The organism is Staphylococcus sp. 231237_7MaSpsaltlick, assembly GCF_043107035.1.
Map to the genome: position 1 here is coordinate 68,373 of NZ_JBICNX010000009.1, position 15,428 is coordinate 83,800.

A 15,428-nucleotide genomic window follows, 5' to 3' on the forward strand; every position below is an offset into this window, starting at 1 on the left:
GATAATAAATAATGAGAATTGGATGATATGTCAAATGAATAATGTAAAACAAATTTTTCGATATATAGGTCGAAATGCAAAATATATTGATTATCCGCTAGTCATTACCTATTTATTACTATGTTTAATAGGTTTGGTAATGGTTTACAGTGCAAGCATGGTCGCTGCGACTAAAGGGTCGTTGACAGGCGGTATATCGGTAGCTGGAACATACTTTTATACAAGACAATTGATGTATGTAATTATGAGTTTGATTATTGTATTTTTTATGGCTTTCTTTATGAACGTCAAATTTCTTGAAACGAGCAGATTCCAAAAAGGAATGATGCTTGGCATCGTAATATTGTTGGTTGCGACGTTATTGGTTGGAAGCAACATCAATGGTTCAAAAAGTTGGATTAATTTAGGTTTTATGAATTTACAAGCTTCCGAGTTATTAAAAATTGGTATCATTTTATATATACCATATATGATTGAAAAGAAACGGCCTAAAGTATTTAAAGAACCTAAATTACTAACATATCCTATCGTTTTATCTGGCTTATGTATTGGCCTTGTTTTATTACAACGAGATGTTGGTCAAACATTACTTATCATGATTATATTCTTCGCAATTTTATTTTATGCAGGTATTGGTGTTCAAAAATCGATCAAATACGGGTTGTTGATTATAGTAGGTATTGTAATTATTGGTTCGCTTTTCTTGTTGGTGGGACTAGTGCCGGATTATTTAACTGCAAGATTCAGCACGCTAACAAATCCATTTAGCCAAGAATCAGGAACAGGATATCACATTTCAAATTCATTGATTGCAATCGGTAATGGAGGATTATTAGGCAGAGGGTTAGGCAATAGTATTATGAAATTAGGTTATTTACCTGAGCCACATACAGACTTTATTTTTTCTATTATTTGTGAAGAGTTAGGTTTATTAGGTGGTTTATTCGTTATATGTTTACTCTTTTTTATTGTTTATAGAGCTTTTGAACTTGCAAGTAAAACAAATTCTTATTTTTATAAGTTAGTCTGTGTAGGAGTAGCAAGTTATATAGGAAGCCAGACTTTTGTTAACTTAGGTGGTATTTCTGGTACAATTCCATTAACTGGTGTCCCTTTACCATTCATTAGTTTCGGGGGATCTTCGATGATTAGTCTAAGTATAGCTATGGGGCTGTTATTAATAACTGCAAAACAAATTAAAATTGAACAAGCAAAATATAAAAAGACTAGAAAAAGTAGGACGCGAATTAATTCAGCTAGACGTTCTTAATAAAAGCAAACGTTTTGATACGAATGTATTGAAAACGTTTGCTTATTTTTTTACTTTTTTATAGTAATTTTGAAAAACTTTTAACAAAGTACAAAAATAATAAGTTAAACTTATTGTATTTAATAACTTTTTATTATGTTATTCTTATGATATAATTTTATAAGAAAGTGTTGATATCAAGGCGTTAAGTAGTTTCTAGCGACGTAATCATTAACTATCTCTTGAGGATAGATATATGTATTTTAAATTGTTTTAATATAATGGCTAAATATTTTTTACTGTCTAGATTGTTCGGATTTTGCTATAATGGTTTTTATATCAAACTTTTTTGAAAATTCTAAATTTAAGGGGGACCATGATGTGAAACAAATAAACAAGCTTTTAGTAGCCAATCGTGGTGAAATTGCAATAAGGATTTTTAGAGCAGCAACAGAATTAGATGTTAAAACAGTTGCTATTTATTCAAATGAAGATAAAGGATCTTTACATAGATATAAGGCTGATGAATCATACTTAGTGGGTAAGGATTTGGGGCCTGCTGAATCTTATTTGGACATCGAACGAATCATTGATGTTGCTAAGCAAGCAGGCGTTGATGCAATTCATCCAGGGTATGGTTTTTTAAGTGAGAATGAGACATTCGCAAAAAGATGTCAGGAAGAAGGCATCAAGTTTATAGGGCCACGTGTTGAGCACTTAGATATGTTTGGCGATAAAGTTAAAGCTAGAACGACTGCAATTAATGCAAATCTAACAGTTATTCCAGGTACAGACGGCCCAATTGATAATCAATCAGATGCGATTGCATTTGCAAATGAAGCAGGTTATCCATTGATGATAAAAGCTACGAGTGGTGGCGGTGGTAAAGGCATGCGTATCGTACGTTCTGAAGACGAGTTAGAAGATGCATTCCATCGTGCCAAGTCTGAAGCTGAAAAATCTTTTGGTAATAGTGAAGTTTATATTGAAAAATATATCGATAATCCAAAGCATATTGAGGTTCAAGTCATAGGTGATGAACACGGGAATATAGTGCATTTGTACGAACGTGACTGTTCAGTTCAAAGACGTCATCAAAAAGTTGTTGAAGTAGCGCCTTCAGTAGCGCTTGAAGATGATTTAAGAGAACGTATATGTGCTGCGGCTATTCAATTAATGGAAAATATCGACTATGTGAATGCTGGTACAGTAGAATTTTTAGTTTCTGGGGACGAATTTTATTTCATAGAAGTAAACCCACGTGTACAAGTTGAACATACGATAACTGAAATGATTACAGGCGTAGATATTGTTAAGACACAAATATTAGTAGCTGATGGCGAGAATTTATATGATGAAGCAATCAGTATGCCACAACAACAAGATATTCAAACGCTTGGTTATGCGATACAATGTCGTATTACTACTGAAGATCCTACAAATGATTTCATGCCTGATAGTGGGAGAATTATTGCTTATCGTTCAAGTGGTGGTTTTGGCGTAAGGTTAGATGCTGGTGATGGATTCCAAGGTGCTGAAATTTCACCTTATTATGATTCTTTATTAGTGAAATTATCAACACATGCAATGTCATTCAAACAAGCGAATGAAAAAATGGATCGCTCATTACAAGAAATGAGAATCCGTGGTGTTAAAACCAATGTTCCGTTTTTAATTAATGTTATGAGAAACGAACAATTTAAAACAGGTGATTATACAACTAAATTTATAGAAAAAACACCTGAACTTTTTGATATTGCGCCAACACTAGATAGAGGTACAAAAACATTAGAATATATTGGTAATGTATCAATTAATGGTTTTCCAAACGTAGAAAAACGACCAAAACCTATTTATGAAACATCACCTATACCACAAGTCTCTAAAAAAGAAGTTGCAGCGTTAGAAGGTACAAAACAACTATTAGATAGTAAAGGGCCAAAAGCCGTAGCTGAATGGTTAAAACAGCAAGATGATGTTTTAATAACCGATACGACATTTAGAGATGCGCATCAATCATTACTGGCAACGCGTGTTAGAACTAAAGATATGATGAACATTGCTTCGAAAACAGCACAAGTAATGAAAGATAGTTTCTCTTTAGAAATGTGGGGCGGTGCTACATTTGATGTAGCATATAACTTCTTGAAAGAGAATCCTTGGGAACGTTTAGAAAGACTTAGAAAGGCTATTCCAAACGTATTATTCCAAATGTTACTTCGTGCATCTAATGCTGTCGGGTATAAGAACTACCCTGATAATGTCATTGAAAAATTTGTTAAAGAAAGTGCTGAAGCTGGTATTGATGTCTTCAGAATTTTTGACTCATTAAACTGGGTAGATCAAATGAAAGTGGCAAATGAAGCTGTACAAAAAGCCGGTAAAATTTCAGAAGGCACTATTTGTTATACAGGTGATATTCTAGATCCAAATCGTTCGGATATTTACACATTAGAGTATTACGTGAATATGGCCAAAACACTGGAACGTGAAGGTTTCCATATATTAGCTATTAAAGATATGGCAGGTCTGCTAAAACCTAAAGCAGCAAATGAATTAATAGGTGAATTGAAAGCAGCGGTTAACCTCCCAATTCACTTACACACACATGACACAAGTGGTAATGGATTATTAGTCTATAAAGAAGCTATAGATGCAGGCGTAGATGTTATTGATACAGCTGTTGCATCAATGAGTGGATTAACAAGTCAACCTAGTGGTAATTCACTATATTATGCATTAAATGGTTTTGATAGAAATATGCGTGCTGATGTCGATGGCCTAGAAGCCTTGTCTCATTACTGGGGCACTGTACGTCAATATTATAATGACTTTGAAAGTGATATTAAATCACCGAATACTGAAATTTATAAGCATGAAATGCCAGGCGGTCAATATTCAAATCTTAGTCAACAAGCTAAGAGCTTAGGTTTGGGTAATAGATTTAATGAAGTAAAAGAAATGTATCAACGTGTTAACTTCTTATTTGGTGACATTGTTAAAGTAACACCTTCCTCTAAAGTTGTTGGGGATATGGCGTTATATATGGTGCAAAATGATTTAGACGAAGATACAGTGATAAAAGATGGTTATAAATTAGACTTCCCAGAATCTGTCGTTTCATTCTTCAAGGGTGATATTGGACAGCCTGTAAATGGCTTTAATAAACAGCTACAAAAAGTAATTCTAAAAGGACAAGAAGCAATTACAGATCGTCCTGGAGAGTATTTAGAGCCTGTTGATTTTGAAGCGGTAAGAGAAGAATTAGAAGAAAAACAAGAAAGAGAAGTAACGGAGCAAGATATCATAAGTTATGTTTTATACCCTAAAGTTTATGAACAGTTCATTGCGACACAAGAACAGTTTGGGAATGTATCGTTATTAGATACACCTACTTTCTTCTTTGGAATGCGTTCAAACGAAACAGTAGAAATTGAAATTGATACAGGCAAACGCCTAATCATCACATTGAAAACTATTACGGAACCAGATGAAAAGGGAATTCGTACAATTTTCTATGACATGAACGGACAAGCTAGACGTATATTTATACAAGATGAAAATGTAAAAGCAAATGAAAGTGTTAAACCGAAAGCAGATAAATTGAATCCAAACCATATCGGTGCACAAATGCCAGGCTCAGTTACTGAAGTTAAGACTTCAATAGGTGAAACGGTTACAAGTGGACAAGCATTATTGATAACTGAGGCTATGAAGATGGAAACAACGATTCAAGCTCCGTTTGATGGCGTTGTGAAGCAAGTTACCGTACAAAGTGGCGAGGCAATAGAAACAGGAGATTTGTTAATTGAAATTGAAAAAGAACCTGTAGATTAAAATTTTAGCAAAATCTCTTATAACACATTTAAATTAAGCGGGTCGTGGAATCAAAATTGAAATTTCTGATTTCGTGGCCCGCTCTTTTATATGGCTCTATACTAAACAGGACAGATATAAAAATCAGTCCTGTTTTTTGATACAAAAAAAGCGCAAAAATATAGATAAAAGTTAATGAATTATGGGAAAATTATCAAGAAAACATTATGTTGTATTTAGATGATATAGCATGTGAGTATATGTCTGGAAAAGCATACAAAAAAACTGTCAACAAGGCTTTTAGCTTGTTGACAGTTTTTTATTTAATATAACATGTTTAAAGTTTTAGTTATCCGCCACTCCTAATTGTTCGTAACATCAATACAATAAAGTATGCTATGAAACCGAAGAGTAATGTTATGAATAAAGCGTGTAATAAGGCTATGAATAAATTAACTTCTGTAATAATAGACAATGCGCCAGTAATTACTTGCAGAATAACTAATATAAATGCTGCTGTATAGCCGTATCGTATTGTACGGTTGTCTTTATAATTATTTACTGCGTGAATGAACGTAATCATTATCCATATAAAGGCAATTAATGCCATCCCTCTATGAGTAAAATTCACCCAATCTTGGACATTGTGAGGCATTAAATCATTGAAAGGCAATGGCCATTGACCATAAGCTAAACTAGCTTCTTTATGTCTGACTAATGCGCCAGTATAAATTGTTAAATAAACGATAATTGCCATTATCCAAGTATAAATTCTTAATGGTTTTCTAATAAATAATTCATCCGCTTCATATTTGCGATCGATTTCAAAAATAATTAAAGTTAAAACAAATACTGAAGAAAATGAAATGAGCGAAATACCGAAATGTAACGCTAAAACATAAGCGTTTTGTTGCCACATTACTGCTGCAGCACCTACAAGTGCTTGTATTAGTAAGAAACCAACACTAATAATGCATAAAGATTTAACTTCTTTAATATAACCAATGTGCTTCCAAGCAACAATGACTAACCAGAGAACTATGATTAAAGATAAGCCAGAAACTGCACGATGACTTAATTCAATAATAGTTTGTATTGGTAAGTTCTCAGGTAAAAATGCGCCATGGCATAAAGGCCAATCGGATCCACAGCCATCTGCCGACCCAGTTTTAGTAACTAACGCGCCACCTAATTGAACAAAAGCCATAATTACAGCTGCCAACACGGATAACCATTTTAGGTTTTTTTTGTTAAACAAGAATTAACCCCCCACATAAAAATAAAACAGTTGAGAAACTAAAGTACAAATAGTTATTAAACATATAGCTAATGCCACTGTAATTATTTTATTCCATAATGATACATTTAAAGTTATTTTAATAAATCTCACATTTAATTATAACAATAAAAGTTATTTTAATTGTGTCACAAAAATGACTTTTTAGTAATGTCGTTAAAGTGTCACAAATAAGTTTACATAAATGTAGTCAATGTTACAAATTTAATATATCATTGTATTATATGGAAAAATTAGGAGGGAAATTATGAACAAAGAACAAACTTTGGCGCATAATTCTAGTCGTGTGACTTTTAAAGAGTTGCAGCAAATTATCAAGATGGGATTAGTACAAGGTAATTTACTCCCTGCATTTGCTGGATCATGGTTAGCGATTGTGTTGGCAAATCATTCCTTCCTCTCGTCAATACCACAAATCTTAATGATGTTGGTGGGCTCTACGTTAATTATGGGGGGCGCATGTGCTTTAAATAATTACTACGATCAAGATATTGACAGTATCATGCCAAGTAAACAACAGAGACCAACAGTTAATGACAGAATTTCGAATAGAAATTTATTAATGCTCAGCTTTGGGATGATGCTAATAGGGGAAGCATTACTATTTGCGTTAAATATACCTTCAGGTGTAATCGGACTACTAGGTATAGTGGGTTATGTATCATTTTACTCAATTTGGTCTAAACGCCATACGGTATGGAATACGGTGATTGGTAGTTTTCCGGGTGCAGTTCCACCTTTAATTGGTTGGACAGCAATTGAAGGAAATATCAGTTTGATAGCAGTAGCACTATTTTTAGTGATTTTCTGTTGGCAACCTATCCATTTTTACGCTTTAGCAATTAAACGTAAAGATGAATATTCATTAGCAAATATTCCAATGTTACCATCAGTAAAAGGGTTTAAACGCACGAGAGTAAGTATGTTTTTATGGTTAGTATTCTTATTACCACTCCCATTTTTATTAAGTAGCTTAGGAACAACGTTTATAGTATTGGCTACACTATTAAATTTAGGATGGTTATATTTAGGATTAACAAGCTTTAAAAAGGATTCAGATCAAACAAAATGGGCAACAAAAATGTTTATATATTCATTAAACTATTTAGTGGTTTTCTTTGTACTAATTGTTGTCGTCTCATTAATTCAAATGTTTTAATAATTATAAATAAGGATGTAATATATGAATTTACCTATTTTACCTACAATCAGTACAAGCTTTATTGTAATTAGTGCAATCCTTGTCGCTATCGGTTGGCGCAAAATTTGGTTAAGAAAAATTGAAAGCCATAAAAAAGTAATGTTAGCTGCTGCTGGTTTTGCATTAGCTTTCTTTATTATTTACGCTTCAAGAACTATTTTTATTGGTAATACTGCATTTGGTGGTCCAGAATCGGTTAAGCTTTATTATACAATTTTCTTAGTTTTTCACATAAATTTAGCAACCATTGGTGGAGTTTTAGGACTTTTACAAATCATTACTGCTTTTAAAGATAAGTTTAAAGTACATAGATTTGTCGGACCAATTGCTTCTATCATCTGGTTCTTCACAGCAATTACGGGCGTAGCTGTGTATTTATTACTTTATGTATTTTATCCAGGTGGAGAAACGACCTCATTAATTAAAGCGACATTCGGATTATAATTAACATTGAAAAGTGTTAGTCTTTTATTTGAACTAGGGAATATAAAAAGGGTAACGGGCATAAATTTGTTATATAAACAGGTTTGATAGCCCGTTTCTATTTATTTACGATTAGAAAACAAAAAATTGAATTTCTAAATCGATAAGCACTACTTATACGTAATATATTAAAAAAGCTATGAAGTTATCTATCTAGAAAGTTAGATTTCTTCATAGCTTTTTTAATTATAATATATAAGAGAGATTGATAGTGTAACTAACATATAAGAGGAATAAGTAAAAAATTAGTTTTGGCTTAAATCGTTTCTTTGTAAAAATAAATTGGGCAAATGATAACAATTTTTAAATAATTAACTGATTTACGATTCAAGTTATCACGCTATAATTTATTTAATATTAATTATCGATATATCTTTGTAAATGTCTCGCCGTAACGGAATCATTTATAGTTAATAAACCATGAGGTGCGCCTTGATAAAGTAATTTACCTCCTTTTTCTCCTGCAAACGGCCCGATATCAATAATCCAGTCAGCATGAGTCATCATTGTGAGATTATGTTCAATGATGACTACTGTATTGTTATTATAGATTAGGCTTTCGAAGCAATTTAATAGAATAGGAATATCATCTTCATGTAACCCAGTAGTGGGTTCGTCAAATACAAAAGTGTGTTGATGGACAGTTTGTGTTAAATATTTACTAAGTTTAACACGTTGTATTTCACCACCAGATAAAGTATCGAGTGTTTGACCTAAAGTCATATAATTTAAACCAGTAGATTTTAATGCTTCTAAATGTTGAGCAATATTTTTCTTTTCTTGAAAAAATGAAATTGCCTCATCTACTGTTAATGCTAAAATATCTGCAATATTATAACCTTTTATTTTTGCCTCTAATACTTCAGGTTTATAGCGTTTTCCATGGCACAAATCACAAGTTTGAGTAAAGTCTGGCATAAAGGCTAATTCTGTTTTGATGATACCTTTACCATGACATTCAGGACATGCACCTTCTGAGTTGTAACTAAACATTGCCTTTTTTAAATGTGTTATTTCACTAAAGTAAGTTCTCACATCATCAAATATATTCAAATAGGTGAGTAAATTTGATCTACTTGAAGCGTGTACGGGCTTTTGGTCAATAAAAATTGTGTTAGGTACTTGTTTTAAACCTGCATGTATCAGTGAACTTTTACCAGAACCAGCGACACCTGTCACTACAGTCATTGCTTGTTTGGGCATTTTAACAGATACGTCTTTTAAATTATTTCTATCGATGTGTTCTAAATTGATAAAATCATGGGAAGTTCTAGGATCTGATTTCAACTGATGCTGTTTACGTAATGCTATACCCGTATGTGTAGATGATTTTAATAATGATTCATAGTTTCCTGTAAAAGTAATTTCTCCTCCGTTTTTGCCTGCTAGTGGGCCTAAATCAATGATATAATCAGCAATACTTATAACATCAGGATCATGCTCAACAACTAAAACTGTGTTGCCTTTATCTTTTAATGATTGAATAATTTCGTTAATACGTTGTATATCATCAGGGTGTAAACCAATACTTGGTTCATCTATAATATAGACGAGGTCGCTGAGTGCACTATTAAGGTGTCTTATTAATTTAATGCGCTGTGATTCCCCGCCAGATAAAGTAGTTGTTTCTCTAGAAAGTGTTAAATAATTTAATCCAATATAGCTTAAAGAAGATAACTGTTGTTGCAATGGTTCGATAATCACTTTTGCCTTTGGAGAATTAATTTGTTTTATAAAATGTAAGGCTTCGTCTATGGATAAATTAGTAAAGTCTGCAATGTCTAAATCATTAATTTTACATTGTAATACATCAGGATTAAGTCTTTTACCAAGACATGTTGGACATTTTTTAGATGTGACTACGCGATCGATAGCGTCTTTAAATCTATTTTTTTCAAAGTTATCATTTAATAGGAAAGAGCGCCTAAACCGATGAATTAAGCCTTCAAATTTTGCTGTTTTTGGCCAATTCTCGGGTGGATTTTTTAATTTAGTTGGTTTTGTATAAAGTAATGTATTGAATTCGTCTTCAGTATAATCTTTTAATTTTTTGTCATTGTCAAAAAGTCCTGAATATAAATAACGTTTACCTCGCCAACTATCTGGTCTGAATGACGGGAATTGAATTGCATCTTCATTAAGTGATTTATCATAATCTAACAATTCATCTAAATCAATATTTTCCACATAACCTAATCCTGAACACTCGGGACACATACCCTTAGGATTATTAAAGGAGAATATATCTGAGTAACCAACAAATGGCTCACCAATACGGGACCACAGTAATCTGACAGAAGCATAAATATCTGAAATAGTACCAACTGTAGAGCGTGAATTACCTCCTAATCTTTTTTGGTTAATAATCATTGCTACTGGTAAGTGTTCAATTAAATCTACATTTGGTTTTGAAAATTGAGCTAATTGATGTTGTATGTATGTTGAGTAAGTTTCATTTAACAAGCGTTCTGACTCTGCGGCGATAGTACTAAAAACTAAAGAAGATTTTCCAGAGCCAGAACGCCCTGTAAATACGGTTATTTGGTGTTTGGGTATATCGACCGAAACATTTTTTAAGTTATTCTGTTTAGCGCCATGTACGCGAATTATTGACATAATCATTCACCTCTCCTAAGTCAGTATACCCCTAAAAGCATTGCATAATACTTAAATTAATTTAATAAGCTTATGCGTTTAGTAAATCAAATTCATTTTAATAATTCATCATTATATAATGACATACCTTGCTTGTGATATATTGAAACATGTACAATAAACAAAAGAGAACTATAGGTGGGTGAGTGATGAAAAAACTAATAATTAAAGTTATTGGTGTACTATTATTGATTTCTTTCTTGATATATCTTTTTTACTCGCCACGTTTGAAGTTTGATGTTTTGGAAAACCCAAATAAAAATTCGACCAAAACAACCCAAAACAAAGACTTTCAAGAAAGTGAGCAAAATGTTGAAAATCCAATGCCCAAGGAAGGTATAGGTACTTGGATTGGCCAAGACCTAAAAAAACTTACAGATACATATGGCCAAGCTGAAAGAGTGTACTCATATAAAGGTGATTTTAAAAATTATGTATTCAAAGAAAAAAACCAATATTATTTAGTTACAACTAAAGGTAATAGTATTAAATCTGTATACGCTACAGGAAAAGAAGCAAAAGTAAATCCGGTTAAAATTTCTGATGATGCTTCAAATGTATTTGAGAAATTTAGTATAAATCCAGAACCAACAATCAAATCAAATGGAAAAAAATATGAATTAGAAATTTCAGATTCTGACATGAAAACTCAAACACTTATAAAATTTAAAGATATTTATGCTCAAGTCTATATTGATCAACAAGCTAATAAAATTGTTGCAGTTAGGTATTTAGACAGTGATGCATTAGCAGCATTTAAACCTTATCAAATGTTGAGTGATAAAGAAGATGGAGAAGTTACGCGTAAACAAAAAGATTTGCCATATGAGCAAAATGCAAACCAATTGATGACATTATATGAAATTACAAATGAAATGAGAAGGTTAAAAGATGCTGAACCGTTAAGTATAAATAATGATTTAGCACACATTGCATCGTTTAACTTGTATGAAGCAATAGGTACTGATAGTGTTGAATTTACTGAAGATGCTTTAAAACAGCAATTAAATGAGCAAGAGATACCATTTGTATCTACGAGCCAAAACGTGGGTTATGATTTCAATGAAGTGCCAACACTTATTCATAGTTGGTTGAATTCGGATATTCATAGATCTAGAATGTTAAACTCAAAATATAATGAAATGGGTGGAGAAGTAACAAATGGTTACTATACGCTGATTTTTGTAGAAGATAAATAGTTAGGAGATAGTTGATTATGATAACTGAGGAAACGCTGACCGTACTCGATGAAATAGAAGATTTAAGTGATAAAATATTAGAATCTCGTTTGTATCAAGAATACAGACAGGCAGAACAAGCGCTTGCTAATAATGACGAAGCACATCTCCTGTACCAAGCCTTTTTAAAGTCAAAAGATAAATACGATGAAATTATGCGTTTTGGTAAGTATCATCCAGATTACCAAAACGTGATGTTAGATACGCGAAAACGTAAAAGAGCATATGAAATGTTACCTGTCGTCATGAACCACAAACAAAAAGAAGTCGCATTGCAAGAATTAATCGACCAAGTGATAGTGAAAATTGCATATGCAGTTTCTGAAAATGTAAAAATTGAAGCAGGAAACCCATTTTTCCAAAAAGATGCAGGTGGTTGTGCAACAGGCGGATCATGTAGTTGTTCTTTATAAATAAAAGAGTTACTTTAGTTATTGAGCTATAGAAACAGGGCAACGAAATCAAAATATACATTTTGGTATCGTTGCCCTATTTTTTATATTTTAGTGATAAGTATTTTTAAAACGTTGTGCTAAATCGGGTCTGTCAGTTATTAATGTATGCGCACCGTAAAAAACCAAATCGTTCATTAAATCAAGGTTGTTTACGCCACAATAAGCTGGGACGATATTACGCTCGTTTAACCATTTGATAAACTTAGGTGAAGTTAATTTTATGCCTTTGAATGATACAAACATTTGGAAAGTGTTGGCACGTGGTTGAAAAGTATTACCTAGTCCGGTGTAAAATTTTAACAATCCTTCTGCAACCTCATTTTGACTTGCGCCAATGGCTACAGTACCATTACTTATTATATTAAAGCGTTCAATTTGTTTGCTATAGAAGCTAGATACTAAAACGCGTTGTTGTGCGTTATTAGCAACGATAATTTCATAGATGATTTCAGGCGCAAGCTGACCTTGTTCACTTTTTGGATCATCTTGTAAATTGACGGTTATAAGTTGGTTTGGATACGTTTTTAATAATTCATCAAACGTTAATATTTTTGCATCTATATCGCCACGATAAGGCTGAATGCCATTAATATCGGTAAAATGATAACCAGCATCTAATTGTTTAAGTTCTGCTAAAGTATGCTCTGCTACTTTTCCGGAACCATTTGTAGTGCGGTCCACGTCAGCATCATAAAAAACAACAAGTTCTTGATCCTTTGTTAACCTTACATCTGTTTCGAACCCATCTATTTCGTGGGCAACTGCGTTATCAAAAGCTAATTTAGTTTGTTCAGGTCTAACTGCCATGCCACCGCGATGTGCAAAAATATATGGTGCGGGTTTAGAAAAGAAAGGTGGTATACTTTGATTATGTGGCTTAGTACTATATTTAGTGAAAAAGAAAATACTACCCATTAAACCTACTGTGCCTAAAAAACCGCCTTTAATTAGTTTGTTGAATTTTGTCACGAACATTCCTCCTCAAGTTGTGTATATAAAGTAATATAGCAAAAGTACAGGAGAGTTCAAAATAATTGTTATTTATAAATTGAAAAAGACATGATATTATATAATGGCTAATAATTGGAGTGATAAGAATATGAATATTATACCTAGAATAAGCTTGATTATATATTTGAAGCATATGAAACATGAAAGACAAATAAGAAAATTTGGGCATATTGTAAGTACAAATAGACAAGATCGTTTCGTAGTCATGTATATTAATGAGGCGGAAGCGGATGATGTTGTAAACAAATTGATGAAACTTAAATATGTTAAACATGTAGAAGGTTCACCTTATAAGTATTTGAAGAAAACTTATGAAAAAGAGCAACATGAGATAATGTAAGCATTACGTCAGATATAAAACATAAAGCTACAAAAGTTAAATGCATCAACTGATGAAAATATGGAAGCCACAATAGTACAACGTATGTCTAGTGTGGCTTATTTTTTTCTTTACTGTAAAGGTGGTATCCATCTTTGTAATCTCAAGACGCTTGTTAAATAATTGAAATACAGTTCAGTTTCGTGGAACAATTCGAGTGGTTGAACTTCAATCGCTTTTACGACTACATTATATTTAGCTGCTTGATTGTTGATCATTTCGAATTTTTTATTTGAGCTTGGATATGGATAATTAAGGGCATTAAGCATTATATACATTGCTTGGAAATGCTGTCCGCTGGTTGGTTTCATGACTAGTGCGACAGATGAACGTTGAGTTTTAGATTTAGGTGAATGGAAATAAATAAGGTGATCGATTCTTTCGAAGTTGTATTCGATTAATGTATTAAACTCAAACAAATCTGTTAGGCCTTCACCTAATTTTATAAAAGATTGTTTCATTAAATTGTTCCTCCTTACCTGTGCATTAAGCATTATATAAAATTTATTTTAAGAATGGAAGTGTGTATTGTATGAGAGTGATATCGGGTATACATAAAAGTAAAGCGCTTGAAAGTATGGAAGGGCGTAATACAAGACCAACAATGGATAAAGTAAAAGAAGGTATCTTTAATAGTTTACATGAAGTTTCAGGTATAGGTTTAGATTTATTTGCTGGTAGTGGTGCTTTAGGCATAGAAGCCTTGTCACGTGGTATGGATCAAATGGTTTTTGTCGATCAAAATTTTAAAGCAGTAAAAGTGATTAAAGCAAATTTAAAAATGTTAAATATCGAATCACAGGCAGAAGTATATAAAAACAATGCAGATCGCGCTTTAAAAGCATTGTCTAAACGAGATATCCAATTTGACGTGATATTTTTGGATCCACCTTATGAAAAAGGTTTGATAGATGAAGCACTTGAAGGTATCACAAAGTTTAATTTGTTAAAAGAAAATGGTATTATCGTTTGTGAGTTCCATCATCACGAAAATATAAAAACTGAGCCATTCCATGTGATAAAACGTTATCATTATGGATTGACAGATACTTTGTTATTAGAAAAAGGAGATTAAAATGTCTACAACTAAAGCAGTCATTCCAGGGAGTTTTGATCCAATCACATACGGTCATATCGATATTATAGATAGGAGTGCGGATCGTTTTGATGAGTTACATATTTGTGTTTTGAAAAATAGTAATAAAGCAGGCACTTTTTCAATTGAAGAACGTATTGAGCTAATTGAAGAATCAGTAAAACATTTAAATAATGTAACAGTGCATCATTTTAATGGATTGTTGGTTGATTTTTGTGACGAAATCGGTGCGCAAACAATAATCAGAGGATTAAGAGCTGTGAGTGACTTTGAATATGAGTTAAGACTAACATCTATGAACAAAAAGCTTAACAACAACGTAGAAACGATGTATATGATGACGAGTACAAATTATTCGTTTATAAGTTCCAGTGTAGTAAAAGAAGTAGCGGCGTATAAAGCTAACGTGTCAGATTTTGTGCCTGTACATGTTGAAAAAGCTTTGAATGAAAAATTTAAAAAATAACAAAAAGAGTGGTTCAATAATCTAATTGGTTATTTTGATTATTGAACCACTCTTTTTGAATAAATAAACAAATAGTTAAGAT

The 15,428-nt window shown here is 32.4% G+C and carries 13 protein-coding genes; 9 read left to right on the forward strand and 4 right to left on the reverse strand.

Going from position 1 to position 15,428, the window contains the following annotated elements; translation table 11 throughout:
- Positions 1 to 34 precede the first annotated feature (34 nt).
- Entirely contained in the window at positions 35 to 1,270 is a 1,236-nt protein-coding gene (gene ftsW / locus ACF91D_RS17675; protein ID WP_039066914.1) for a cell division peptidoglycan polymerase FtsW, read from the forward strand.
- A 360-nt stretch (positions 1,271 to 1,630) separates the two neighbouring features.
- Entirely contained in the window at positions 1,631 to 5,086 is a 3,456-nt protein-coding gene (locus tag ACF91D_RS17680) for a pyruvate carboxylase (RefSeq protein ID WP_180948505.1), read from the forward strand.
- 328 nt (positions 5,087 to 5,414) lie between these two features.
- On the opposite strand, the gene ACF91D_RS17685 is transcribed toward ACF91D_RS17680, so the two are convergent.
- Positions 5,415 to 6,323, reverse strand: coding sequence for a COX15/CtaA family protein (locus tag ACF91D_RS17685; protein WP_039066911.1), 909 nt, complete (start codon positions 6,321 to 6,323; stop codon positions 5,415 to 5,417).
- A 286-nt stretch (positions 6,324 to 6,609) separates the two neighbouring features.
- Here ACF91D_RS17685 and cyoE point away from each other — a divergent pair, with 286 nt between their 5' ends.
- Both cyoE and ACF91D_RS17695 read left to right on the forward strand, forming a co-directional pair.
- A complete protein-coding gene (gene cyoE / locus ACF91D_RS17690; RefSeq protein WP_039066910.1) occupies positions 6,610 to 7,521 on the forward strand; it encodes a heme o synthase in 912 nt (303 codons plus the stop codon).
- Between the two features lie 24 nt (positions 7,522 to 7,545).
- Positions 7,546 to 8,007 (forward strand): DUF420 domain-containing protein, encoded by a 462-nt coding sequence (locus tag ACF91D_RS17695; protein ID WP_069792890.1) that lies wholly within the window; start codon positions 7,546 to 7,548, stop codon positions 8,005 to 8,007.
- Positions 8,008 to 8,403: 396 nt separating this feature from the next.
- Here ACF91D_RS17695 and ACF91D_RS17700 read toward each other — a convergent pair whose 3' ends face one another.
- Positions 8,404 to 10,662 (reverse strand): ATP-binding cassette domain-containing protein, encoded by a 2,259-nt coding sequence (locus tag ACF91D_RS17700; RefSeq protein WP_081325013.1) that lies wholly within the window; start codon positions 10,660 to 10,662, stop codon positions 8,404 to 8,406.
- Between the two features lie 188 nt (positions 10,663 to 10,850).
- Here ACF91D_RS17700 and ACF91D_RS17705 point away from each other — a divergent pair, with 188 nt between their 5' ends.
- Both ACF91D_RS17705 and ACF91D_RS17710 read left to right on the forward strand, forming a co-directional pair.
- The gene (locus ACF91D_RS17705) at positions 10,851 to 11,900 is read left to right on the forward strand and encodes a CAP-associated domain-containing protein (protein WP_039066907.1); all 1,050 of its coding nucleotides are present in this window, start codon (positions 10,851 to 10,853) and stop codon (positions 11,898 to 11,900) included.
- Positions 11,901 to 11,917: 17 nt separating this feature from the next.
- The gene (locus ACF91D_RS17710) at positions 11,918 to 12,352 is read left to right on the forward strand and encodes a YlbF/YmcA family competence regulator (protein WP_039066906.1); all 435 of its coding nucleotides are present in this window, start codon (positions 11,918 to 11,920) and stop codon (positions 12,350 to 12,352) included.
- Between the two features lie 90 nt (positions 12,353 to 12,442).
- Here ACF91D_RS17710 and ACF91D_RS17715 read toward each other — a convergent pair whose 3' ends face one another.
- The gene (locus ACF91D_RS17715) at positions 12,443 to 13,363 is read right to left on the reverse strand and encodes a lysophosphatidylglycerol phospholipase D (protein ID WP_039066905.1); all 921 of its coding nucleotides are present in this window, start codon (positions 13,361 to 13,363) and stop codon (positions 12,443 to 12,445) included.
- Positions 13,364 to 13,493: 130 nt separating this feature from the next.
- Between ACF91D_RS17715 and ACF91D_RS17720 the strand changes: the two genes are divergently transcribed.
- Entirely contained in the window at positions 13,494 to 13,745 is a 252-nt protein-coding gene (locus ACF91D_RS17720; protein ID WP_039066904.1) for a YlbG family protein, read from the forward strand.
- A 110-nt stretch (positions 13,746 to 13,855) separates the two neighbouring features.
- Here the strand turns inward: ACF91D_RS17720 and ACF91D_RS17725 are convergent, their stop codons facing one another.
- Complete coding sequence (locus ACF91D_RS17725; RefSeq protein WP_039066903.1) at positions 13,856 to 14,245, reverse strand: DUF7147 family protein; 390 nt, start codon at positions 14,243 to 14,245, stop codon at positions 13,856 to 13,858.
- 71 nt (positions 14,246 to 14,316) lie between these two features.
- Between ACF91D_RS17725 and rsmD the strand changes: the two genes are divergently transcribed.
- Together rsmD and coaD are read left to right on the forward strand one after the other, a co-directional pair.
- Positions 14,317 to 14,859 carry a 16S rRNA (guanine(966)-N(2))-methyltransferase RsmD gene (rsmD, locus tag ACF91D_RS17730; protein WP_039066902.1) on the forward strand — a complete coding sequence of 181 codons (543 nt, stop codon included), beginning with the start codon at positions 14,317 to 14,319 and terminating at the stop codon, positions 14,857 to 14,859.
- Between the two features lies 1 nt (position 14,860).
- On the forward strand, positions 14,861 to 15,346 hold the full coding sequence (gene coaD / locus ACF91D_RS17735) for a pantetheine-phosphate adenylyltransferase (RefSeq protein ID WP_039066901.1): 486 nt from the start codon (positions 14,861 to 14,863) through the stop codon (positions 15,344 to 15,346).
- Positions 15,347 to 15,428 lie beyond the last annotated feature (82 nt).